The 25212-nt window shown below is 53.6% G+C and carries 20 protein-coding genes and 1 pseudogene; 15 read left to right on the top strand and 6 right to left on the bottom strand.

Annotation, left to right across the window (positions count from 1 at the left end):
* Positions 1-10: 10 nt before the first annotated feature.
* Positions 11-1171: a sensor histidine kinase gene (locus AB6729_RS05590; RefSeq protein ID WP_371080587.1), complete on the top strand. Its 1161-nt coding sequence runs from the start codon at positions 11-13 to the stop codon at positions 1169-1171.
* Positions 1168-1941, top strand: coding sequence for a LytR/AlgR family response regulator transcription factor (locus AB6729_RS05585; protein ID WP_371080586.1), 774 nt, complete (start codon positions 1168-1170; stop codon positions 1939-1941). The genes AB6729_RS05590 and AB6729_RS05585 overlap by 4 nt, the downstream gene beginning before the upstream one ends.
* Positions 1942-2373: 432 nt before the next feature.
* On the opposite strand, the gene AB6729_RS05580 is transcribed toward AB6729_RS05585, so the two are convergent.
* Entirely contained in the window at positions 2374-3144 is a 771-nt protein-coding gene (locus AB6729_RS05580) for a LytR/AlgR family response regulator transcription factor (protein ID WP_371080585.1), read from the bottom strand.
* Positions 3141-4292, bottom strand: a complete 1152-nt coding sequence (locus AB6729_RS05575) for a sensor histidine kinase (protein WP_371080584.1) — start codon at positions 4290-4292, stop codon at positions 3141-3143. Before AB6729_RS05575 ends, AB6729_RS05580 begins: the two co-directional genes overlap by 4 nt.
* A gap of 165 nt (positions 4293-4457) precedes the next feature.
* Here AB6729_RS05575 and AB6729_RS05570 point away from each other — a divergent pair, with 165 nt between their 5' ends.
* On the top strand, positions 4458-5990 hold the full coding sequence (locus AB6729_RS05570; RefSeq protein WP_371080583.1) for a carboxypeptidase regulatory-like domain-containing protein: 1533 nt from the start codon (positions 4458-4460) through the stop codon (positions 5988-5990).
* On the top strand, positions 5990-7228 hold the full coding sequence (locus AB6729_RS05565; protein ID WP_371080582.1) for a TonB-dependent receptor domain-containing protein: 1239 nt from the start codon (positions 5990-5992) through the stop codon (positions 7226-7228). Before AB6729_RS05570 ends, AB6729_RS05565 begins: the two co-directional genes overlap by 1 nt.
* Before the next feature lie 306 nt (positions 7229-7534).
* Here the strand turns inward: AB6729_RS05565 and AB6729_RS05560 are convergent, their stop codons facing one another.
* The 3 genes from AB6729_RS05560 to AB6729_RS05550 all read right to left on the bottom strand — a co-directional run bounded on the left by AB6729_RS05560 (position 7535) and on the right by AB6729_RS05550 (position 10616).
* A complete protein-coding gene (locus AB6729_RS05560; protein WP_371080580.1) occupies positions 7535-9211 on the bottom strand; it encodes a ParB/RepB/Spo0J family partition protein in 1677 nt (558 codons plus the stop codon).
* 86 nt (positions 9212-9297) lie between these two features.
* Positions 9298-9714 (bottom strand): hypothetical protein, encoded by a 417-nt coding sequence (locus AB6729_RS05555; RefSeq protein WP_371080579.1) that lies wholly within the window; start codon positions 9712-9714, stop codon positions 9298-9300.
* Complete coding sequence (locus AB6729_RS05550; protein ID WP_371080577.1) at positions 9711-10616, bottom strand: ArdC family protein; 906 nt, start codon at positions 10614-10616, stop codon at positions 9711-9713. Before AB6729_RS05550 ends, AB6729_RS05555 begins: the two co-directional genes overlap by 4 nt.
* 386 nt (positions 10617-11002) lie before the next feature.
* On the opposite strand from AB6729_RS05550, the gene AB6729_RS05545 reads away from it, so the two are divergent.
* The 9 genes and pseudogenes from AB6729_RS05545 to AB6729_RS05505 form a co-directional block, all read left to right on the top strand.
* Positions 11003-12082: an IS110 family transposase gene (locus tag AB6729_RS05545; RefSeq protein WP_371080575.1), complete on the top strand. Its 1080-nt coding sequence runs from the start codon at positions 11003-11005 to the stop codon at positions 12080-12082.
* Positions 12083-12416: 334 nt separating this feature from the next.
* Positions 12417-12797: a glyoxalase superfamily protein gene (locus tag AB6729_RS05540; protein ID WP_371080573.1), complete on the top strand. Its 381-nt coding sequence runs from the start codon at positions 12417-12419 to the stop codon at positions 12795-12797.
* 1039 nt (positions 12798-13836) lie between these two features.
* Positions 13837-19092: an RHS repeat-associated core domain-containing protein gene (locus tag AB6729_RS05535; RefSeq protein ID WP_371080572.1), complete on the top strand. Its 5256-nt coding sequence runs from the start codon at positions 13837-13839 to the stop codon at positions 19090-19092.
* Entirely contained in the window at positions 19089-19610 is a 522-nt protein-coding gene (locus AB6729_RS05530) for a hypothetical protein (RefSeq protein ID WP_371080571.1), read from the top strand. The genes AB6729_RS05535 and AB6729_RS05530 overlap by 4 nt, the downstream gene beginning before the upstream one ends.
* A gap of 189 nt (positions 19611-19799) precedes the next feature.
* Entirely contained in the window at positions 19800-20465 is a 666-nt protein-coding gene (locus AB6729_RS05525) for a hypothetical protein (RefSeq protein ID WP_371080570.1), read from the top strand.
* Positions 20462-20908 (top strand): hypothetical protein, encoded by a 447-nt coding sequence (locus tag AB6729_RS05520; protein ID WP_371080569.1) that lies wholly within the window; start codon positions 20462-20464, stop codon positions 20906-20908. The genes AB6729_RS05525 and AB6729_RS05520 overlap by 4 nt, the downstream gene beginning before the upstream one ends.
* Positions 20847-21845, top strand: coding sequence for an RHS repeat-associated core domain-containing protein (locus AB6729_RS05515; RefSeq protein WP_371080567.1), 999 nt, complete (start codon positions 20847-20849; stop codon positions 21843-21845). The genes AB6729_RS05520 and AB6729_RS05515 overlap by 62 nt, the downstream gene beginning before the upstream one ends.
* A gap of 11 nt (positions 21846-21856) precedes the next feature.
* Complete coding sequence (locus AB6729_RS05510) at positions 21857-22276, top strand: DUF6334 family protein (protein ID WP_371080566.1); 420 nt, start codon at positions 21857-21859, stop codon at positions 22274-22276.
* Between the two features lie 95 nt (positions 22277-22371).
* A pseudogene (locus AB6729_RS05505) lies at positions 22372-22560 on the top strand (RHS repeat-associated core domain-containing protein); the annotation flags it as partial.
* 12 nt (positions 22561-22572) lie between these two features.
* On the opposite strand, the gene AB6729_RS05500 reads toward AB6729_RS05505, so the two are convergent.
* Positions 22573-22851, bottom strand: a complete 279-nt coding sequence (locus AB6729_RS05500) for a hypothetical protein (RefSeq protein WP_371081211.1) — start codon at positions 22849-22851, stop codon at positions 22573-22575.
* Positions 22852-22927: 76 nt separating this feature from the next.
* Between AB6729_RS05500 and AB6729_RS05495 the strand changes: the two genes are divergently transcribed.
* Complete coding sequence (locus AB6729_RS05495) at positions 22928-24283, top strand: hypothetical protein (RefSeq protein ID WP_371080565.1); 1356 nt, start codon at positions 22928-22930, stop codon at positions 24281-24283.
* Positions 24274-25206 (top strand): DNA adenine methylase, encoded by a 933-nt coding sequence (locus AB6729_RS05490; protein WP_371080564.1) that lies wholly within the window; start codon positions 24274-24276, stop codon positions 25204-25206. The genes AB6729_RS05495 and AB6729_RS05490 overlap by 10 nt, the downstream gene beginning before the upstream one ends.
* Positions 25207-25212: the final 6 nt, after the last annotated feature.

Below are 25212 nucleotides of genomic sequence, written 5' to 3'. Positions count from 1 at the left end.
AATTCGTACAATGAACTCACACGCTTACGGAGGCTCATCGATGGAGCATTTCAGCGTTACTCCAGAAGTAAAGACGGCAGCGGCACATACCTTGGGCGATGTTGCAATGCTTCGCAAGCCGCTTCCCATCCGCGCATGGCACATCATCCTTTTCGCAACGGTTGTGATTGCGTTGGCAACGGCAGCGGAGTGTCACTCGGTCACCGACCTTAGTTCGGTGCGTTATGGATTCACTCTGTCTGGCTGGTGGGGTTTGACGGCGTTTGCGATATGGCACATTGGGAAGCGTTGGCCTGCATCGCTTCGGATGAACACTGTCTCTTTGTTGCTACACACCGTTGCAGCCACGATTCTTGGCGTAGGGCACCTTCTATGGATGGCGGCAGCGGACGATCTCTTCAGCCATGCCGTGTGGATCCAAAAGCGACTTACCTGGCATCACTATTTGGACCTGAATCGCTGGGGACTTGAGATGTTGGTTTACGGCTTCATCTTCGGTGTTGCGGCTGTAACACGTCTCCAACTGCAAGCGCAGCAGAATGCCTTTCAGTCGATTGAATTACAGCGAGCACTCACAGCAGCGCAACTGCATGCGCTACAGGCTCAGGTAGAACCGCACTTCCTCTTCAATACATTGAACTCCATCACGGAACTGGTTGAAAGCGGACATAAACAACAGGCCACCGATATGTTGCGGCATCTGAATACGATCTTGAAGATGACGCTCAGACAATCAGCATCGCAGAAGATCTCCTTGGCACAGGAGCTGGACGTTGTCGAAAACTACCTCGCCATTGAGCAGGTTCGTTTTGCGGATCGATTGCGGGTCGAGTTCCGCATCGATCCATCCGCTCTCAATGCACTTGTGCCCAGTTTCCTGTTGCAACCGTTGATGGAAAATGCCATCCGTCACGGTATTGGCCAATCGGAGACGGGCGGCATGATCCGAACGTTTGTCGAGCGCAAGGATGACATGCTGTACCTGCGCATTCAGGACAATGGCTCCGGCTCAACCGTCGAAAAGGTCAAAGGTCACGGCATCGGCTTGAGTAATACTGCGACGCGGCTTCAACACTTTTATCCAGACCGTCATTCTTTCCACGCGAAACCGGAAGAGCGCGGAGGCTTCCTGGTCCGCATCGCCATTCCATTCGAGACGGTGGCGGCGTGACGGTCAGGTCTCTAATCATCGATGATGAGGCACTTGCGCGAGCACGTATGGCGAGGCTGCTCTCCATGGATCCGGAGATTGCCGTTAGCGGTGAGTGCAGGAACAGCAGAGAAGCCGCACATTTTCTCGACACAAATGTCGTGGATGTGGTCTTCCTCGATATCCAGATGCCAGGCGAGGGCGGCTTCGATCTGATCCATAAAGTTGGCGTGCGAAACATGCCCCTCACTGTCTTTGTAACCGCGCACGATAGCTATGCACTGAAAGCTTTTGAGGTGCACGCTCTCGATTACCTGACGAAGCCTGTCGAAGAGGATCGGCTGAGGATCTGGCTAGAGCGTATTAAAGAGCGGCTCGCATTGAAGTCCAATGGCTTCTCCGAGGAGACCCTACGTTCGCTGCTGACGAATCTAGCACCACAGGCCGAACCCGCCGGATATCGCAACCGTCTGCTATTACCGGACGGCGCCAAGACATTGCTCCTCGACGTCGATCAAATCATGTGCATTGAAGCGGCCGATTACTACGTGTCCATCTATACCGGTAACAAGGAATATCTGCTGCGGGAAAGCATGAAGGAGCTCGCGTCCACTCTCGACCCAAAGAAGTTTCTGAGGATTCACCGCTCCGTCATCGTGAACATTAGCTGCATTCGTGAGGTCATCCGCGAAGGGCGAGGTGAGGGCACTGCAATTCTTACCAATGGCAGGCGACTCCGCATGAGCGATTCAGGATGGAAGGCGGTTTTGGCATCTGGGGGCCACGTATAAAGGTGGCGCGTAGGTTAGGAGCAGGCTGTGTGCCAGTAGTGAAAGTGGCTCAGAATTGCTTCTGGGATAAAGGACGAGCCACAGTCTTCCGTGAGGAGATCCCCGTTCTGCTTGCTGGAGCATGACTCCCAGTTAAGGCCAGGGAATGCTACTTCGAGATGGGACGATAAACTTCGGCAGCTTGGCCTGTTCGAGCGAAGAAAGGTGTTCGATTAACGCCTCTGACCCGGTCAGGTTATACGAAGTAGATCGTAGATACAGCCCAGATCAGCAGAATCGAAAGTGTCCAGAACCCGAGCGCGCTGTAGAACAGGTACCTGGGAAAACGATGGCCGAAGAACTCCGTTGCAGAAGAAGGTTTAACCATCGATGTTCTGACCGGTATCTGACCGTCGCGGCACAGGAAATTGCCGTTGACTGTGCTAACGAGACTCACTGATTAAGTCCCCCAAGAAGCATCCGGGCACTTTCACTCTGATGTCGGCTCATACTTAGCTCCTGCCCGCTGCGCATTATCACTTTGTGGTATCCGTTGAACCAAGGATGTATTTCTCTGATCTTCGAGACATTCACGAGCGTCGAGCGATGAATCCGCGTGAACTGCTTCGGGTTCAGTTTGGATTCAATGTTGGTAAGAGTATTGCGAAGCTCATACACGAGTGTTCCCAAGTGCAAACGAACACTATTCCTGTCCGCTTCGATCCATTCAATGTCTTTAGTGTCGATAAGGAGGATTCGTCCATTTACAGGTACCGCTATCCGCTCTTGGTATTGCTGTTGTTTCTGAACGGAGGCTAACGCTTGTATCAATTGAACCGCATAGTTGCTGTCCAGAGAGCTGGCGAAACGCATCTTTGCACGAGCAATGGCTCGCTCCAGCCGATCCTTTCCAAAGGGTTTCAGAATGTAGTCCACCGCATTGGTCTCGAATGCTTCAATCGCGTAGTCCTTATGCGCTGTTACGAATACAGTGATGGGAACCTTAGCTCCCTCCAACGATTCCATAACTTGCAGACCGGTCAATCCGGGCATTTGGACATCCAAAAAAATCAAGTCCGGGCTTTCACGATTGATTACTTCGAGTGCTGATATACCGTCCTCACATTCATGAATCACCTCAATGTCCTTATCGTCGCGAAGGACTTTTAGAATGCTGCTCCGCACGAGTGGTTCGTCATCGATGACAAGTGCCCTGATCGTCATAATGCAAGGAGCTCCTCTTCGGTTGAACGTACGGAGGTGCTACTTGTGAAGGGGAGGGCAATTCTACAAACCACTCCGCTAGGAGAACGCGCCTGAATGGAGAGCGCTGCAGCGCCGTTATAAATCTGTTCCAATCTTTGCTCAGTATTCGACAATCCGATTCCCCAGCCAACTCCGTCCTGGCGCACATCATCGCGAAGAAAACTGTTTGAGTTACTGACCTCGATTACTAGTGAGTTCTGCTGTCTTGAGCTTCTGATCTCAATCACATCACTGCCCGGATTCTTCGCTATGCCATGCACAATGGCATTCTCAACAATTGGTTGAAGGATCAAGCTTGGGATCGCTCCTTGCAGAGTGTCAGGGGCAATAAACGTATGTACCGTCAAGCGGTCCCTGAATCTGATCCGTTGAATGCTCAGATACAAATCCACCAGATGCAATTCGCGCTGAAGAGATATTTGATGCAAAGACTCCTGCTCCAGAAATACTCGTAAGAGTGCTCCCAGATTGAGCAATATCTGCTCCGCAGATACAGGGTCTTCATGGATGAGGGTTCCGATTGCATGAAGGGTGTTGAACAGGAAATGCGGATGCAACTGCATCTGTAAGACCTGCAATTGAGTTTGCACTAACTGTGTTTGCAGTTGTGTTTCACGCAATCGCCTCTCGTTGTTTTCTCGATAGAAACGCAACGCCTGTGTCAGCCCTAGAAGAGCCCAATAGGTAAGGATGTTCAGCGCCATGCCTTTGCCAAGCGCCAGCATGAGGCGCTTTCGCAGCGGCTGTACCCCAGGTTCTACGTAATGTGAGATAAAAGCCAAGACAGCCACAGCAAGGAACGCAACGGCCACGCTTGCAACGAGATGTCGAGAGATGAACCGACGGGGATGCTTAGCATCGAGGGGATATTTGGCTGCCAGCCAAAAGACAAGGGGAGAGATTGCAGCCCACGTGTACCAACCCTCCATCGACCAGCGAAAGTATTGCAATACTGGCCACGGATGTCCATACAAAGCATCGTAGGTGTAGTTCTGAAGTGCGAATAGAACGACTACGACAGTCCATAGGGCGCAGTGCTGTCCCGCGCGCAACGCCGCTCTCTTCATATGATTCGCCCGCCATCTCGTCATGTAGCCCGTAAGCATGTGCGACTCTCAAATGTTATGCCCCTGATGTGACGCTGAGAAGCGCATTTCGTAATGCGACTACCATTCAGCAGCCCATACGCACCATTCGTCCCGATTGTTTTTCTAGTGCCTCCACGTCGCGTCTATGGTCAAGGCGTCGATTCGTAGAACGGAGGAACGGGTGTGAAAGTTGTCATCAGGATTGATTGGAAACTCGCAGTGGCATCTGCGGCATTGCTGTATGCGATCCAGGTGCCCGCACAACAACACTGCACATCTGGCATCCATATCGAAGGCACAGTCATGGATCCGACTGGCGCAGTGATTTCTGGCGCCCAAGTGGAAGCAGCGGACGGACAAAAGACCGTTACAGATACCTCAGGCGCTTTTTTGTTTCCTTGTGTTCCCATAACGGCAGCCACTATCACTGTGGAAGCGGACGGGTTCACCCAAGGAGTCACTAAAGTCGACGAGCGAGTCGGAGGAAATGCGCACGTTCGAGTCCAGCTTGCAGTTGCGGCAGTTCAAACAGATGTACAGGCTGTAGACGATGCCACAGCGATGGATGCAGATCATGGTGTAGGCACACGCACTATGACGGCTCAGGAAGTCCAGCAACTTGCGGACGATCCTGACGATTTTCTGAGGCAGCTACAGGCCCTCGCGGCCAGCGGGGGCGGTTTGCCTGGATCGGCCACCATTGTGGTTGATGGCTTTCAGAATGCAAGCGCACTGCCGCCCAAGAATTCGATCACTTCGATACGCATCAATCCGGATATGTTTTCACCTGAATATGAGCGAGCGCCTTATCTCGGAGGACGTGTCGAGATACTTACAAAACCCGGTGCTGACTTGTTCCATGGAGCATTATTCTTCACCGATAGCGATGGAAATTTTAACTCAACCAATCCATTCTCCACCACGGCAACTCCGGCGGGTAAGCGTCGCTACGGTTTTGAGCTCAATGGTCCCGTCGTTCGGAAGAAGAGTGGTTTTGCACTTGCTCTCGAGAAACGAGATATCGACGAATTCAGCGTCGTCAATGCAAAGGGCCTGGACACCGCCAACAACCAAATAGCGTTACAACAGACTGTTGCTGCCCCACAAAGACTCTGGATCGCATCCGCTCGCAATGACTGGCAGATCACGCCGAATGACGTTGGAACACTTTCGTTCTCCGCAAATAACAATAGCCTCGGCAATCAGGGTGTTGGTGGCCTCACACTTGCAGAGGCTGGCTATTCAAGCAGCGTAAGCGAATACAATTTGCGACTGAGCAATGTGCTGACATTGAGTCCCAATCTTCTGCATGAGACTCGAATTGGCTATACCTGGAAGCGCACAACGCAAACGCCGAATTCATTGGACCCATCGCTACAGGTTCTTGGTTACTTTTCCGGAGGGGGATCCACCAGCCAGAATTTGAACAATCGAGAGCGAGACCTTGAAATAGACGACGATGTGATGCTTACTCGTGGAACGCACTCGTTTAAAATCGGCGCTCAGTCGCTTGGTATTTTTGTACACGATTATGATCCGGATACGTTCAATGGCGTTTACATATTCGGTGGTGGTAGCGCGCCGATGCTTGACTCAGGTGGCAATCCAACCGGTCAAACGACAACCATCAGTCCAATAGAGCAGTACCGTCGTGCCCTATTAAATCTCGCTGAGGATCTCCAACAACATATCAGCTCACAAGTGGCACTCCATTAGTGCCTCTTACGCAATGGCGGCTCTCGCTGTATGCGCAGGATGCCATCAAGCTCGCATCCCGTTTATCCTTATCAACCGGATTGCGCTATCAGCTTCAGACGACTCCCGGCAGCTTCGCCAATTTCTCGCCCCGCCTGGGCATTGCGTGGTCACCGGACAAGAAATCAACTTGGGTCGTTCACTTGAGGGCTGGAATCTTTCATGACCCTAACGTTCAAAGTGCCGCAACGGAAGTCTATCGGCTCAATGGGGCCCGTCAACAATCACTCACTATTTACTCTCCAAGTTTCGCCAGTCCTCTGACGCCCGTTTCCGGGTCGATTCAAGTCAGCACGGTAAAGCAGTTCCCCCGAGCCCTTAATCAATTTTCTTCTCTCCAGACCCATGTCAGTGTTGAGCACACTTTTCCTCACGGTTGGCACGCAGCAACCACTCTTTTTTGGGCAAACAACTGGGGAAGTCTTCGCATCAAGAACATCAATGCTCCTCTTGTTGGTAGCAGCATCGGTACACCCCCAGATCCAACCACCGCTCTTCTCGCACCCCGTCCCATCGCACCAAATGAAAATATTCTGCAATATCAAAACTCAGGTCATCTTTCAGGCACAATCTTCGTTGCTGGCGTAGACCATAACAACGGGAAACTCTTCGGTATCTCCGCGTATTACGTTCACGTAAACCTGAAAACCAATACGAGTAATTCGATTTCCATTCCCCAATCGAGCTACAGCGAAACGGGAGAATCATCGAGGTCGGATGGAACAAGCCTGAACTCGATTTATGCATCAGGAAGCCTTCATCTGCCCTACAAATTAGATTTATCGGCGATACTCGATGCTTTGAGCGGTCAGCCCTACAACATCACCACCGGCACAGACGCGAACGGCGATGGCAACTTCAATGACCGTCCTTCCTATGCTTCAGCTCCCGGATCAGGCGTCTACTCCACCCGCTTCGGCCTTCTCACCACGAACGCAGTCAACGGGGATGTCTCTCGCAATTTGGGGACGATGCCTGCCAGGGTGCATCTCGATATGAATCTGACCCGCGTTTTCAGGCTCAATCCGAAAGATAAGGAACATCCACGTACGCTTACATTCAATGCACGGAGTGCCAATGTACTAAATCACACAAATGTCACTGCAGTTGGAACGGTGGTCTCGTCATCGACGTTCTCTCAACCACTATCGGCAGAGACAGCCCGACGTATCGAGCTTGGGGCACGCTTTGCTTTTTGAACATCCGACCTCGGATATCAAGGTGTAATAAACCCGAGATCTGATTCAGATAGCCTGGCTTACCGGTATCGGCTGGTTGTAACAGTTCGCAGCCGGAAAGTGCGCCTCGGCATGCAATCAAGAGGTAGGTACTCTGAACACTGCTGCTCCAGAAATCGACCAAATTTCGAGATCTCCATAAACATCAATATAAATAAAGAGATAGCCGGATGAGGGTCTGGGAGAAACCGAAGGGGTGTCTCCCAGCGCATTTTTGCTAATGCAGACAAAGTGGCCCCGGACGAATCCGGGGCCGAAGACGAACAATTAGGCAGCTTTCTTTTTTGCGGTCTCCTTCTTTCCCGAAGCTTTGACTGCGGTGGGCTTGGGCTTGCCGGAAGAGTGAGCCTTCGCCTTGATCGCTTTGGGCTTCTTCGGGGCGAAGACCTGCTCGGCTTCGGCGAGCAAATCGGGCTGGCTTTCGTGGGGAATGCCAACGTGATCCGAAAGGACGAGGCGCAGGGCGAGGCCGGTTAGCTTTTCGTCTGCGGTGCTTTCCAATGCGGCCAGCACGATTTCATCGTCCGACTGTTGCATGTTTTCATCACCGTTGGCATAGTGAGTCGCAACCTCCTCCAGAAAGCTGTAGTCCAGATGGATAAGCAGCCGTAGGAAGAGGCGCATCTGTGCCAAGCTGAATGACGCAGGGGCTTCTGCGATGATGCGTTCGAAAGTGGCACGCCGTGCCTTGCGCTGTTTTTCGCGGCGGGCTTGCTCGGCTTCATACTCCTTCTGCTGGCGTTCGAACTCGGCCTCGCGCTCCTCCTCTTTGCGCTCCTGTTCGGCCCTGTACTCGGCCATACGTTGCGCATACTCGGCTTCGCGCTGCGCTGCTTCCTCCTCTGTCTCCTCTGCCACAGCGGGAGCCATGACCGGCGGCGGGTCGCTGGCAACTCGCGCAGCTTCGCGCGGGTTGTGCACCGGGCAATCAGGATCAACGCAGACAGTCAGAGTGTGTCCGGCATGTTTGCCGAACACGATAATTGCGGATTTGGTGTGACTGCATGGGGGCTCGGCGTCGGGGTTGTCGGGGACGTCGAGTTCGCGGTATTGGTGTTTTTGCAAAGCTCCGGGATGTTGCTCCTTCGGTGCTCTCCATGCGGTTTCGATGGTGACAAGCTCGGGCCGCGCGGCAATCTCGCGCTCGATATGCGCCGTCACTTTGGCTTGGAAGCAGGGCGCGTCAAGGCACTGGTCGCCCTGCACGTCGGCAAACAGGCTGGTATTGAAACCGCTGCGACGAGGGCAGGTGACACAGGCTCCTGCCTCTGGTTTGAGGGTCGTATCTTCGCGGTCAAATGGCGCCTCGGCAAGGTTCAGGTAGAGGTTAGCCTGTATCCATGCGCTGAGATGTTTCGCGGGAAGCAGATGCGCTTCCTTGTCCTGCCAGTCCTTACGCCAGCAGTTCTCGAAGGCGTCGGCTTGATGCTCTTGGGGTAGCCGCGCAATCAAATTGGCATGACTGGCGGTGATGCGCTCCTCGACGAATGCCTGGGCGACATCGGGGATGAGTTGCAACAGGGACAGACGGGCGTAGATATGGCTTGCGCTCTTGCCGGACTTGGCGACAAGCGCGGCGACATCATTGCCGGGGAGGTCTAAGAGGCGCTGAAAGCCCTGCGCCTCCTCATACGGGTGAACGTCCACGCGCTGCGAGTTTTCGACCAATTGCCACTCCATCGCGGCGGCATCGTCAAGATCAACGATACGGGCGGGGAGAGAGAACAGTTCGGCAAGCTGTGCGGCTCGGAAACGTCTTGCCCCGGCAACGATTTCGAATCCGCTGGCATTGGGCCGAATGGTGATGGGTTGAATGAGACCGTGCTGCCGGATGGACTCGGCAAGCTCTTCCAGCTTGCTTTGCTCGAAAGTCTGGCGCGGGTTGGTGGTGGACTCATGTATCTGGTCGATAGCGATGTACTGGAATGCGCTGCTGTCCTGCATGGTGCCCTCCTTGTGGGCTGTGGATGGTTGCGGTTGTGGAGCGCACACGCTGCCCTGTATCCGCTCCGTAGGCGGAGAAACTTGGGTTAGGAGCGTTGCGGTCGCTGCCGCTCAAAGGCTTCAGCAAAGCCCTGCCGTTGGAGGTTCTTGTCCCACAGCTTGGCGAAGTTCTCGTGCTGTTCGTGTAGTTGCGGTTGATAGCAGTAGTTGCCATCCCGGATGAAGCGGCTCCACTGCTCGATGCCCACGTAATCGTTCCGCCAATAGAACGGGTTCAGGTGTGCATCACCCGCGAAGCCCAACTCGAAACACATCTCCGGGTCGCGCATGAGATCGCCGTTCTTCTCCCCGTGGTGGGCAACAGAGAGGGCGGGGAGACCACACGGGCCGGATTCATCGGTCGCCTCGATGACAAGCTTCATGTAGGGCGGGTTCTCGATCTTGAGGTAGAGGCTGGGCCGCCAGCCTCCGGCCTTCTGCAAGATGGCAAGGACGGTTTTCATGCCGCCACCCCTTCCGGTTGAGCGTCGGTGGCGAGTACGCCGTCTTCGGTCTCGATGGATGGCTCCAACGCGGCAAGAATCACGCTGGCGGTGTGCTGGATGACTTCCAAGCTCTCGGCCAGCAAGGAAGCATTGCCCTGATAAAGCTGGATGTAATCGGCGGATGTGTTTTCGTTTTTCAGTCCAACGGCTTTGCCCACCACGAAGGCCACGGCTTCGGCTTCTAATTCCCGCATGGTCTTGGTGGTTGCGGTGCGCCGCTCGGCCTTGTGCAGCATCTCGTGCGCCGTTTCATGTACGAGCGTGGCGAAGGTTTCGGCCTTCGACTGTCCCGGCAAGATGGCGATGCGTCCGCCGTAGCTCATGCCGAGGGCGGGGGCGATGTTGGGGTTATAGACAAGCTGAATGCCTTTGTCTTTGAGGAACCCGGCCAGACGTTCGATACCGTCGCCGGGATCGCCGCTGACTTCGTGCAGGTTGGGCAGGTCCACGCCGTTGGTCTGCGAGACGTCGAACACGTAGGCATTGCGGAAGCCAAGTAACACACGCTCGTTCTGCTTCGTGATGTCCTTCTCGGCTTCTTCCTTCTTCTTGCGGCGAACGCCGACGATGGGAGCAAGAATGCGGATGCCTTTGGCTCCTGCATTCACGCTGCGCCCCATGTTCTTCCACGTCCAGAAACCAGCGACGCGCGTGGCGGTGGGCATCTGCCGGGCGATCTCCAGCACATTCCCAAAGCTGTACTGGTGAAAGCGGCTCATAGCCGTGAGGTAGTGGGTAAGGGCGTCGGACTGTCCCGCTTCCAACTGCTCAATCAGGAGCTTGATGTTGGCGGTGATGAGTTCCTGTTTGGAGAGGGGCTTCTTGCTATCGATGGCGGTGACGTTGGCGTTGCTGCTCATGGTGTCTTCTCCTTGGGGTTTGGCTTTTGCACGTCCGCGTTGAAACGCGGCATGTACATGCCGAACGCCACCTGGCGAAGGCGGGGGTAGCAAGGTGCAAGGGGAGGGGTATCTCCCATCCTTGGAGAGCAGCGAAGCGCAACGGAAAGGACGAGCGGAGCGAAGGTCTGCACAAGCGCAGCGCGGAAGACTGCGGGAAACCCCTTGCGCCGCGCGATCGGGGCAGCGCCCCTTAGCGAGGCTTGGCTTCCGCATTTGTGCGCGTCAGCGCACAGGATTTCCAGGGTCGCGTTGCGGCAGGAACAGATGGGATGAGAAGGCCGGATCGGGGCCGACTTGGATTACGGTTTTCCCAGAGCCGTATTCAGGAAGGAAGGAGTACACCGATGAAGACACGCATTCCAGAGGTTCCCAAGAAGACGTTCACGATCGGATTGGATTTGGGTGACAAGTCCAGCGCGTACTGTGTGCTGGACGCAGAGGGCACGGTCATCAGCGAACAGAAGGTGCGGACCACACCGAAGGCGCTTTCGGACTGTTTCGGAGCCATGGCTATAGGCCGTATCGCACTTGAGACGGGGACACATTCGCCTTGGGTGAGCCGCCTGCTGAGTGGCATTGGTCACGAAGTCATCGTTGCCAACGCACGGCACGTGCGTCTGATTGCTCAGAGCAGGCAGAAGGACGACCGTTTAGACGCACGGACGTTGGCACGCCTGGCAAGAGTTGATCCGAAGCTCTTATCTCCAGTGACTCATCGCAGCGCACAGGCTCAGGCGGACTTGTCTCTGATACGAGCACGTGCCGGTCTCGTTCGATCGAGAGCCACTCTGATCAACATGGCACGCGGTCTTGTGAAGACGAACGGGGAGCGGCTGCAAGGCTCAAGTAGCCGGATCATCAAGTCTGATGTCAGCATGGACCTCAGCCCAGCGCTGCGCGTTTCCATGGAGCCTGTGCTCGCAAGCATCAAGGCGCTTACGATCCAGATTCGCGAGTACAACCGCAAGATCATTGAACTCGGTAAAACGTCTTACCCCGAAGTTGCGCTCTTGACCCAGGTCCATGGCGTAGGGCCTCTCGTAGCACTGACCTACATCCTCACTCTCGAAGACCCTCACCGGTTCGAGAAGAGCCGCGATGCCGGATGCTACATCGGACTGCAGCCGGCACGCCGTAACTCTGGAACTTGCCAGCCTCAGCTTCACATCACGAAGCAAGGAGATCCCTATCTAAGATCGCTGCTCATTGAAAGCGCTCATCATATCCTCGGTCCCTTCGGTGTCGACAGTGATCTGAGACGCTGGGGCCTGACGCTCGCCTCGCGCGGAGCTGCGCTCGGCAAGAAGCGAGCCCTTGTTGGTGTTGCACGGAAGCTGGCGGTGGTTCTACATCACCTCTGGGTCACCGGCGAGGTATACCAGCCATTGCACCAGACAACTACAGCGGCCAAGCTAGCCGCATAGATCGAAGTTTTTAACGCCGGGTTCGGTGACTGCGTCTTGCGGGTTTGGCGACTCCCATACACATAGTGGTGGCGAGCGAGGCCGCGGAACAGGTGGCAGCACCGGCTGAATCGAGTAACACCCAGCTTGCACCGGGCATACATACGCCCATCACAGAGTGCGGATGGAAGGGTGGCGACAGAGACTTGGCGTGCTTCTTCAAGTAAAGGAGGTCTACAGCGCAGCTTCTGACAAGGGCTTTTGGGTGGGCGGTACATAGTATTCTGCTGTGGGACACCGCTCCTATTCTGAGCATGCGCGCACCGCCGCTTTCGGCTCCTTAAAGGACACCGCTATGGATAAAAAGCCGGTCAACGAAATCGTTTTCGGTCGTATGGCCCCAGGAATAAGCGTGCGTGACATCCAAGTTTCATACGAGTTTTACTCGAAGGTGCTTGGGTTTCGGAAGGTCTTCGAGAACGGCAGCCCCGTCGGTTTCATGGTGCTAAAGAAAGACGGAGCGGAATTGCACCTAAGCCAGAAGCGCGATCATCAGGCGTCCATCACTAATGTGGCGCACATGTTCGTGGACGATGCCACGTCTCTCTATCAAGCATGCGAATCCGCAGGAGTGCGGATTATTAAGGCGCTTGCAGATAAAGAGTATGGACAGCGCGCATTTGTGTTCGCAGATCCGGACGGAAATCGTATCGACGTGGGCGAACAGGCAAAGTGATATTCAAAACAGCGGGATACGCCGATGAACGAGGTCCATCGGCGTATCCCGTCATGTCTCGAAAGCCCTCGGGTCACGTAAATCGCTCTTGACACAGCGGGGCCTTCTCATGGAAGGCCGCTGTGGTGGGTGGCGGAAGACGCGGTACGCGGCTGAAGACAGGCGAGGAGCATAGCTCCTCCCTCTAGTCTCGAAGCGAGAGAAATCTATGCTGAACGAAGCCTTTAGAGGGACCTCTAACAACTGCTTCACGCTGGTGATTTAATCCCGTAGCTGTCGTTGTGGCGCTCCGGTGTAATACCTGTCCCATAGTGCCTCCTTCTCACCCTCAGAAAAATATGCACCAGCAAATACCGGGACTAAACACCTAACTCCAGTCGATTTCCTATTCGATCATCTCTTCACTTACTTCTACGCATTCACCGTCTGGTAACCGGACAGTATGTATTTGCGGGAGTCCCGTCTTTGCCTGTGTGCTGAGGGGTGTCCACCACTCATCACGTGACATTGGCAGAAAACCACACAGGCTTCGCGACTCAGGACGCAAGTCTCTATCGGTGCCGAATCGATACAAAATTGCGGATGAGTTCTTGAAATTCCTTGCCTTGCGTCCTGCGCTGTCGTAAATTGACCGAACTCCTTGGTTTGCCGCGAAAGCGGAAAGCAGCAAAACGGATGCCGGATAGGTATGGCATTTTGACGAATGCCTGTGACTGTTGCGTGTCACTTCCTTTGTAGGATTTGCACGATGCTTAAGCTGCGCCTTGTTCTTCTATGTCTCTTTCTGCTTGTTACGTTCAAAACGTACGCTCAGAACGGCCCTCAATTTCCTGATACCCGGCCATTTGTGCCAATGCAGGGGTCTTCGATTGAGTCAGTGAGTCAAACAAACGGCTCTTTGAATGTGCATATCCCTCTGTGGTCCCAGCCGCAGTTAGGCAAGCTCAAGCTCGATTTTTGGCTCGGTTATACGCCTCCAACATATCAACTGAATTTTGACTGTAGCGACGACGTAGGGCATCCAGGAATCGAGCCATGTATGGCTGAATACCCTCAATGTCCACAGTACAGTCCCTATCAGCTCTGCACTGCAAACTGGACACAGACAGGGGGTGGAGTATATGGCCAGCAACTTGGCATCTACTTCACCTCTTCAGTGAACTACGCGGTATCCCTTGAGTATCAGCGCAGCCGCACGGATAACTCCGTCGTTGCACAGTATTGGATGGTCACCGACCCAAGCGGCGGCGGTCATCGAATGCTAAATACGACCGGTACACAGTGGCGCTCAGTCGATGGCTCAGGCTTGGTTTACGATACCGCCATGTGCACGTTACGTGATTCAGATGGAATCGCTTATGCCTTTGGATGCAATGGCAATGGGACCTCTCTTCAGACTGTCACCGATCCCAATGGCAATCAGATCCATTGGTCTGCCGGAACGGATAGCCGAGGTATTCCTATTCCAAGCCTCACCTCCATCACTCCAGAGGGACACTGCAATAGTGGAACTCCTACTGAACAACAAGTCACACCGCCAGGAGTCTCTTCTCCCATATATCTCTGCTGGGGAACCGTTAACTACCGGACCTATCTGTTCAATGGGGCCGGATACCCGGATCAGAACAATGGTATTGGTAACCAGAATGAATATGTGAGTAGCGGGATTCAGATTGTCCGGGCGGTACTTCCGACTTCAGACGCACAGAAATATGAGTTTGACTACACCAACGCGGCAACCGCTCCGTACAACTATGGAGAACTCACCAAGCTAACCCTTCCCACGGGCGGCTATATCCGATATGCCTGGGGACAGAGCACGACGATCTGCGGTGTGTTCCCGGTTGGTGGCAGTGAAATGACCTCCGTGGGATACCGAGAGGTGCATGAGTCCGCGTCCGCTACCGCTGCGCTCTGGCAATATGGAGCAAGAGAGCCAGATTCTGGTTCTCAATCCGGGTATGCCGACACGGGCTACAAAGACCCGTACGGAAATATTACCGATTTCACATTCGATACTTCTGTACAAGGGCAAGCGTGCAGCTATTACCCTGCTCATACGAGATGGTTCGACAGTAACCACAACTTGTTAAAGTCTCGGAGCACCAGCTATCAGTGGTTTCCGTCTTCGATCGCGAATACCTCTGCGTTAGCCCAAGATAAGCTGAGCCTCGCGGCGTTGCCTATCTCGGAAACCACTGCATGGGCTAGTGGGGCCAGTAAGAAAACAACGTACTCCTACGACTCAGGATTTACCGTTCACGCTTTGGGCGGTGAAACACCGACCGTTCCGTTTGGAAAAAAGACATCTCAAACGGAGTACGCGTATGGAGCTTCGAGTCCCGGTTCCGCACTTGCCTCAAACGATGAATTTTTCGTAGCGTTTTCTGGGCCAAGTGCTGCTGGGTATCTGGCTTCCAACCTATTGAATCTCCCGTACACCACGACTGCCACGGATAACGCTACAACTCAAACTCGCTCAACTGTATGGGGCTACAACAATACGACACAGGGGAACCCCACTTCTGCCAAGCATCATCTGGACACTGCCAACGCTGACCTGGAAACGTCATACGACAACACGGCATTTGGAATGCTGAAGAGCGTCACGTTGCCACACGACTCCGGTACTCCAGATACAACTACGTCATACGACTATTCTTCAACGTATCAGGGAGCAGTTCCAACCACGATTACAGACTCCCTTTCGCATGCGACCACAGCAACCTATGATTCTGCATCGTTGCGACTTCTGACTTCAAAAGATGCCAGCAACCAAACGATCACCTATGACTACTATGGTGATGGACGTCTCAACCACATCTACCGGCCCGACGGAGGCGTAACGACCTATGACTATCCCTCTGCCAATGAAGTAGACGAAACGGTTAAGCAGAACAACTCCACGAACGTTGTCACCAAGACGTTCTATGACGGACTCGGTCGCAAGATTCGGACGGTGACGCAGGGAGGATGTGCAGGCGGAAACGACATCTCAGTCGAGATCAGCTACGACCTGATGGATCGCGTACGCAGCGTGACGAACCCGCACTGCGGATCAGGGAGCGATGGCACAACGTACTACGGTAGCTCGAATCTTAGCGCGAACGATGGATACGACGCGCTGGGACGCCCCATCCTTGTGACAAATCCCGACGGGACCACCAGGACGTGGACATACAACAACCGGTCCATCGACGCTATCAACGATTCGGTGACGATTACGGATGAGGCCGGCCATACAACGACACAGATTACGGATGCGCTCGGTCATCTGGTTGGCGTAGTCGATGCAAACGGTGCCAAGACCATATACATCATGAACGCATTTGGCGATCTGACGGACGTCAACCAGGCCGGTGCCTCGGGCGAAACTGCGAGGACTCGCCACTTCACGTATGACTCGCTCGGACGCTTGCTCACTGCACAGAATCCTGAAACGGGATCAATCGCCTATACCTATGATAATCACAGCAATGTGAAGACTAAGACGGATGCGCGTGGCGTCACGATCTCTTATAGCTACGATGCGCTGAATCGTCTGCTTCACAAGACGTATTCGAATGGACAAGCAAATCAGTGGTACGCCTATGATGGCAAGGACGAGGGAGGAAACACACTTCCTGCGCCGATATCGACAAATGCCATTGGGCGTCTTTCGCATACAAGTAATGGGGTAAACGTTGCTTCGAATTATGCGTATGACGTCATGGGGAGATTGACCTATAAGGCTGACTGTCTACCGTCCGATTGCTCATACAACGTAAAGACATTGGCGGCATATGATCTCGCCGGAAATATGACTGGAATCGGGTATCCGGACGGAACGGCAGTTACCAACGTTTACGATTCCGCAGGGCGCTTGAGTGGTGTCTACGCAGGAACGTCAGCTGCACTTGGGACGCAATATGTCGGGCTCCAATACTACCCCGATGGATCTCCAGCAATGACAACGTATGGAAATGGTGTCGTCGAGACACGATCAGAGAACTCTCGGCTTCTAACATGCCGTTTACAGGTTTCGCGTTCCGGCACGAACTATCTGGACCGGTCCTATGCTTTTACTCAAACGGGTGGCGGCAGTTGCGGGGCAGAATCGAACAACAACGGCAATATCTGGCAGATTACCGATAACCTCCCAAATGCACCTTATTCGCAGGCGATGCAGTATGACTCCCTGAATCGGCTTATATCATGGGATGCACCGAATTTCGCGAATTCTGTCCGCCACATGAACTATAGCTACGATTCGTTCGGCAATATGGTCTCAGACCGGGGATATGCACCAGCCGCAAACCAAGTAGGCACAGTCAACGCTCGTCCGTTCCCGAATGCGAGCTATGACACGTCGACATGGCCCTACGATACCAACAACCGATTGCTGGCAGGAACGTTTGACTGTATTCCTGCCGGGGGCGGGTCATCGTTCTACGACCTGTCTGGAAATGTCCTCTGCGATGGCAGCAACACCAATCTCAACGCGCGGCAATATCGTTGGGATGGTGATTCCCGTATCGCCGAAATCGATGGACAACCGGGTAGCGCCAATACCTATTACAAGACGGCTGTGTACGCCTACGATCCAGAAGGACAGCGGGTGCGGGCCGATCAATTTACCGGATCAAACACAGCAGCAAGCAGTTGGAGAGAATATGCGTATCTCAACGGCCAGGTACTCGCCGAGCATGATCAAAGTGGAGCCTGGACGGATTACATCATCGCCAATGGAAAGCGTATCGCGAGGATTGCTCTTGGCAACACAACATCCACTACAGGATTCCATTTTCAGGGTAACTCTACGAGCCTTGGATACCAGCGGCTGAGTGCTTTTCAGTATCAACTCGGCTACTATCCGAATGGCATCGGCAACTACGTGATTCAAGCTGGCGATACCTTGGAATGGCAACAGTATTCCAATAACGTCGATGGCGGTTTTAAAAGCATGGCCTTCTGGCAGTGTGGAGGAACCTACTCGCTGACCGATACGAACGGCTTTAGATTTGACCATAGTCCTGCCCAGAACACATGGACTACTCGTGTCGTTGATCTCTCCAGTTATGTAGGATGCCCTTTCCAGATTTCGTCAGTCCAAGGTTCTCTGCTTCAGGCAGGACACTGGGATCTATGGATTTCCGGCCTGAAGGTTCGTCATGCCAATGGCACAACGATCATGGCCAACTCCACCACTCTGCCAACGCTTTACTATCCCGATTCGGGAGAGACTGGCGCTTCGGTGACCGTTGACACGATGACAATTCAGGGACCAATGGTTCCCACAACCACGTACACCATCACGGATCATCTGAATACTGCTTCACTCGAATTCTCGGATGCGGGAACGCTGGTCTGGCAAGGAGCCTTTGCCCCGTTTGGACAAGAGCTGGATAACAATCCCAATTTCAACCGATACAAGTTCACCGGCAAAGAAAGAGATACCGAGAGCGGCTTAGACTTGATGGGAGCGAGGTATTACGCCTCTACGATGGGCCGCTTCATGTCGCCGGACCCGTCCGGGCTTACATTCGCCAATCTTCCAGATCCACAGAGCTTCAATCTCTACGCCTATGCTCGGAATAATCCTCTCATCAACACTGACCCCTCCGGTCTCGATTGCGTCTACATGAACGACAATAATGATGGTGTTGAATCCATCGATCACAAGAGCAATTCTGGCGAATGTGGTGACAATGGTGGAACCTGGCGAGATGGGTGGGTCGGAAGCAGGCAAGTCTCCGTCGGGAATAACGGCAATGTGAATATCGCTCCCGTCGGGAGAGGCTGTATGCAGGCCGCCATGCGTGGAATGATCGCCCAAACTGAGGGGACCGACAGCTTGCCCAATGGCGGTTACGGAAGCTTCGCGGGCGGAGGAACGATAACCTCGGCACCGAGCTATCTTGCTGGCTTGGTAGGGGGCAACTCAAGTGCCGATTGGATCGCTAATCCTGAAGCCCTTCAGGGCCATCCCAATGTCATGGTTCACCTTCCGCGAAGCGACGGTTCTTACATCCCAACTACAGCCTTCGGTCGATATCAGATCATGGCTAGGACAGCAGCTGGAAATGGCTTCACCGACTTCTCTCCGGCTGGTCAGGATTCGGCGGCAAACACTCTGATGGACCAGCGACACATGATCACGCCTGCAATGAATGGAGACCTCTCAACAGCAATCTCTCGGGGTGCCAACGAATGGGCCAGTCTCCCCGGTAATAACTACGGACAAGGTGGGAAGAGCATGGCTGCTGCTCAAGCCGCCTACAATCAATCGATGCAATCTGCACCGGAGTGCCAATGACAGTCCTTCGACCTCTAATCGTCCTTATCATGCTGGCTGTAGCAGGTGCCGCTTCTTACGGGCAAGCGAAAGAGGAGCAGCGAATCTTCGATGCAGAATCCTCTGCCGTTACCAAGCCCGTACCCGTTCCCCCTGAGATGCTGAAACTCCTCTCTATGGACAAAGACGTGAAAGAGGCAGTGGAGAATCAAGGAGTGCAGGGTAAGGTGATTCCACAGGAATGGTTTTCAGCCAGCCTTGTGTCAACGGCTAGGCCGACTGAGAAGATGTATCTGTTGGTCGGCAACGGTCCTCTAGTAGGTGCTCACGTAACGACTTTTTGGTTGGCAAAAAATGGCCGTTCGGGAGCAGGGCCTTCAGTTCTGCTGAAAGCAACAGCGGATCGGCTAGAAATTGGGAAAGTCGATTCATCGGGCTATCCCAAGATAACTATCGTCCGGCTAACAGCAACTTCGATGAGTGATGCCATATATCACTTCATAGCCGGAAAATATGTGCCGCTTCACGCGACCAAGTGAAGAAAAGCACTCGCCTACCCCGGATACGAACCAATAGCGGTACAACGCGGTCACGATGCAGACAGGGTTTATCTACGACTGCACTCCAAGTTATATGCAATCGTGCGCCTTAAACCCATCACTTTCTACCGGCAAAGAAAGAGACGCCGAATCGGGGCTTGACTACTTCGGGGCCAGGTACTTCGCTTCATGAGTCCGGACTGGGCGGCGAAAGCCGAGCCGGTCCCTTACGCAAAACTCGACAACCCTCAGACCCTTAACCTGTATGCATATGTTGGCAATAATCCCCTCTCAAGAGTTGATAAAGACGGTCATTACGAATGCGCTGGAACTAAAGAACAATGCGGTGCGATTCGAGACGCCTTAGCCGCCATCAGAGCCGCGGACGCAAATCTTAAGGCTGGTACCTCGGGGGAGGCGATGCTGGATAAGGCACTTGCATTCTATGGCGATGAAGGCAAGAAGAACGGGGTACAGATTGACTTCAATCAAAAGGACCCCGGAGCGCTCGGTTCTACTTCAACGAAAAACGGGATCACGACCATCAGCTTTGGTAAGGATGCCCTCAGCAACATGCAGCAAGCCGGCAAGGGTGAGACCGTGGCCCATGAAGGTACGCATGGTGTGGATCAACGCAAGCAAGGCATGCCGCAGACATTTTGGCAGTTCTATGGCACGGAGTATCACGCGTATCAAGCCGAGTCTGCCGTAGACAAGGGGTTGGGAGTACGCAACGAAACGGACGAACATCCAGCGTGGTTTCCTGGCATCAGCCCCCAGCAGCGAACAACCAACATTACTAGAGACGCATACTCGAACGCCTGTTACGACGTTTACGGAGGTTCCTGCCCATGATTCGAAATCTTTTCATTCTCGCAATCACTTCTGTCTTTGTCTTCTTGTCACAGTGTTTGGCTGCGCCAATGCAAGCAAAGGAACCGGCGGCTTCCGTCTCCCTGTGTCAGATACTTTCCCAGCCAGAACACTATCTCGACAGTTCGGTGACCGTTAGGGTGAGGGTGAAGACATACAGGCACGGAACTTCAATATCGGACAGAGCTTGCCCGAAACAAGCATTGTCTCTTATCGCAGATGATTCAGCGCTCAAAAATGATGACGTAGCTCACTTTTACCGGTTCCTTGCAGAACGCAGGCAATCGACCGCTGTGATCTATGCAATACTGACCGGTCGTACGACGAGAGGTTCCGAGGGGGGCTTCGTGGTTAAGCGAGATTTTGTCTTCAAACTCGAATCAGTTGCTGAGATTGCTGAAGCCAATCAACAGAAGAAACCGTAATCCCTATACGTATGACACAGGATGCTTCATCTACGCTTGTGCATTTGCCTACAAGTTCACCGGCAAAGAAAGAGACACAGAATCAGGACTCGACTACTTCGGGGCCAGGTACATGGCAAGTTCGATGGGCCGTTTCTTGACCCCAGATTGGAGCAGCGATCCGGACCCAGTTCCATATGCTGACTTCGAAGACCCTCAGAGCCTCAATCTCTACTCGTACGTTCAAAACAATCCTCTGTCGAATAGAGATTCTGAGGGGCACGAGAAGTGTAAGGACGGGACTGAAGCCGACGTATGTGTAACAGCTGACCCTGATCCGCCGCTACCAACGATCAATTGGAATGCTGTTGGCCAGATTGCACAGAGAGCGACTAGCGCGCTTTCTAATGCTGCTCAAACAGTGTCAAATTTCATAAGTACCAATCAGACGTTGTGCCAAGTAGCGGCGACGGCGGGCGGAGCGGCAGGGGGTGCGCTGGCGGGCGGAGAGAGCGGCGGTGCATTAGGAGCGGTGATCGGCGGCACAGGCGGAACGTTCGTTGCTCCCGGAGTTGGAACGGTAGGCGGTGGGGCAGGAGGAGCTGCTATTGGCGCTACTATCGGGTCTGTGGGTGGCGGAATCGCGGGCGGAGTTGCTGGCTATGCAGCCAGCAACGTAATGTGTAGAGCCGGAGGAGGAAACGGCGGTGGTGGTGGAGGCGGGGGCCTCAGCGGCAAAGCAAGGAGCAAGCTGGGTAACTTGGCAAATCGTGCGGGCGAGAAAGTACGCGATGTCATTCGGAGTCGCGGCGGTTCCGGCTCAAACGTAAACCAAGCAGGTCCATGGGCGGATCGGACGCTGGGAGAGGCTGCCGAAGCGGCAGCGCGAGGCGATTCGAGCGCAGAAACGGCAGTCAAGATAGCTAAGCAAGCCGGACGGTTAGGGCAACAGTACTGAGGAATGTAGATATGACAACAACAAAGGTGAAAGCAGCCGAAGCTCTGTATCCCCTTCTTTCGGCTTTTCATGAAGTTAACGGGCTCCTTCTCAAGGCTGTGCGGAGGGAGGTTGTCGATGACCTATTTGTGGGCCTAGTGCTCGATTTTGAGTCGAAGGCCCTCATGATCAAGGCAGACCCAGATGACGACACCCTGGACTTTTGGGTAACAAATTCTTCGGCGCAGGACTGGAAAGAAGCCACCGAGGTTAGTTCGACCCATCCATGGCGAGAGTTTATCGGCACAGAGTTCGGTTGGGGATGGGTGTCGGTGAACCAGCAAGGCTACCTTGATGGGCTAGTGTGGAGCTTCGGAGGAATTCTGCCGCAACTCCTCGTTACGGTAGTGGCGTCGTCCCTTAAAGTGCTCGATGTGACAGCTACTGCATAATACGGCAGATTCGGTCGCAGCTTAAATGGTATGCCGGAGCCAACCTGCCCAAAAGAGCACGGTGCTCTGTACCGGCTGAAGAGTGACACTCCACTATGATGCAGGCCCCCTTTATCTACGACTGCACTCCATGCTTTGTGCATTTCGCATCCCGGTTCACCGGCAAAGAAAGGGACACAGAATCAGGACTCGACTACTTCGGGGCCAGGTACATGGCAAGTTCGATGGGCCGTTTCATGTCGCCCGATGACGGCAGCGATCAAAGTCCTTCTAATCCGCAGAGTTGGAACCTTTACTCATACGGTCGGAACAATCCTCTTATCGGCAGAGATGACGATGGGCATACGTACCGCGTTTGCACTGCTGATGGCAAGGATTGCAGCAATATCGATGACAAAACATTCGAGGCAAACCAGAAAGCCGATCAGCAGAACGGTGTGCAGTACTCGAAGGAAACAATCTCTCAGAAGGACGACAACGGGAATCTGGTCAAGGCTGGAACGTACTCTCACGATCCAGATATAGCCGGTGATCCAGCTACGAACATTGCTGCGATGGGTCGGATCGGTAATCAAGGTATGGGTGCCATCCGAGACTTCGCAATCGGCTCAGTTGTGCCGTCATGTATACTCGGGCGGAACTCCAGAGCACATGCCCGCAAAGTCGCTAAAAATTGATAGCCTCGAACTCGACCTCGAGAATCCGCGCATTACGCTCGCGACCGACCAGCGCGACGCGATGCAGAAAATCATTGCTGAGCAAAAGGTTAAGCTGATTAACCTTGCAGAGAGCATAGCAGTCCGGGGATTTAGCCCTATGGATCGCTGCCTCGTGCTACGTACTGATCGAGCGGGAAAGTTTACTGTTCTTGAAGGAAACCGGCGTGTCCTTTGCGTGAAGCTACTAAAGAACCCTTCTCTGATCCATACCTTTACGATGCCAGACGCGTTTAGGAAGCGATTGGAGAAAGCTGCCCAGAAGTTCGACCCGAAGCGGGTTGAACCTGTCGATTGCTTTGAAGTTGCCGACCGAGCGGAAGGCAACGATTGGATTCGGCAAAGGCACAGCGGCGAGGATAATGGTCGAGGAATAGTGGACTGGTCAGCTGTGGCTAGTTCTCGCTTTGCCGGACGCGATCCAGCTTTGCAGGCACTGGAATTTGTCTTACAGCATGGTGATCTTTCGGAGGAGCAGGTCGAGCGGATCAATACATCCAAGTTCCTTTCGACACTCGATCGTCTGCTTTCCACTCCTACCGTGCGTTCTGCTCTTGGCTTTGACATTGAGAAGGGCAAACTACTCACGAAGCTTCCCGCTGACGAGGCGATCAAACCGCTGAAGAAGATCGTTCTCGACTTGGCGGAAAAAGAGATCAACGTCAACGATGTCAAGACGAAGGACCAGCAAAACGCCTATATAGCGACGCTAAAGAAGCCCGACCGCCCAGACTTCTCGAAAGCTACCGCTACCAATATTGCGGTTGACAAGATAACCGACAAGGATTTTTCCGCTAAACATGCGCCCGCACCGCGGCAGGCGCGCGCGAGCCGACCGTCTCCCCGAACCAGCGTTGTGCCAAAGGGTTGCAAGCTGAAGGTGACGACACCAAAGATCGCGGACATGCTTGAAGAGCTTAAATCCCTACAGCTTGGGAAACACAAGCATGCGATTGCCGTACTACTTAGGGTGTTCCTCGAACTATCGGTTGACGAATATTTGACCAAGACAGCGAAGGTGAAGCTCACCTTCACCAACCCCAAGAGTGGACATACCTCCGACAAGAACCTAAAAACCAAAGTCAAAGAAGCTATTGCTGATCTCGTCAGCAAGGGATCGGTCGAGAAGGATTTTCTGGGTGTAACGCGTGGACTAAGCGATACGAATCATCCCTTCTCTATAGATACCCTTCACGCATACATTCACAATAGGTACTTCACTCCGGTTGAGAGCCATTTGACTGCCGCATGGGACAATGCCCAGCCTTTTTTTGAGAAACTATGGCCCTAGAAGATTCCGACCTACCGAAACCATATCGTCTTCTGCACTTCACGCCTTTGCGTTATCCGGGCGGTAAGGCAAAACTTGCAGCCTATGTCAAAGCCCTAATGAAAGAGAATGGACTCCTCGATGGCGAATACGTCGAGCCCTATGCCGGTGGGGCTGCAATTGCCCTCGAACTTCTTTTTCACGAGTACGTTTCCCGCGTCCATATCAATGATGTCAGCGTGCCGGTGCATTCCTTCTGGAAGAGTGTTCTTGAGCATACCGACGACTTTTGCAGCTTGATTTTGAAGACACCCTTGACCGTGAAGGCATGGGATAAGCAGAAGCAGATACTGTCTCATCTTGATAATCACACCGAACTTGAAATTGGGTTTGCGACATTCTTTCTAAACCGGACTAATCGTTCTGGCATTCTGAATGGGGGCATTATCGGAGGGCGTGACCAGACCGGACCCTGGAAAATCGATGCGCGTTTTAACGCTAAAGAGTTAGTCAAACGCGTTGAAGCGATCGCAGCTATGAAAGATCGAATCAAGCTCACGCGCCAGGATGCCCTCAGATTCTTGAAGAGCGGAATGGCCAAATGGCCCGCGAAGACGCTCGTGTATCTTGATCCTCCTTATTATGTAAAAGGCCGTGCGCTTTATCACGACTTCTACGAGCATCAGGATCATGAGAAGGTTGCCAAATTTATGATGTCCGCGACGCATCAGCAGCGTTGGATAGTGTCATACGACAACGTCCCTGCGATCCGCGATCTGTACCGAGGAACCAGTCATGTTGTTTATGACATCGGATACAGCGCGAGATCTGCATCCCGTGGTTCTGAGGTCATGTTCTTCTGTGATGGACTAAAGGTTCCGGCACTCATCGGACCGATTAAGATTACTGAGGATCACACCGGCATTTTCCGTCGAATGGCCTGACCTTAG

This window comes from Terriglobus sp. RCC_193 (genome assembly GCF_041355105.1).
Taxonomy (GTDB): domain Bacteria; phylum Acidobacteriota; class Terriglobia; order Terriglobales; family Acidobacteriaceae; genus Terriglobus.
Note: the sequence above shows the minus strand (reverse complement) of the source record. Positions and strands in the feature narration are given on the sequence as shown.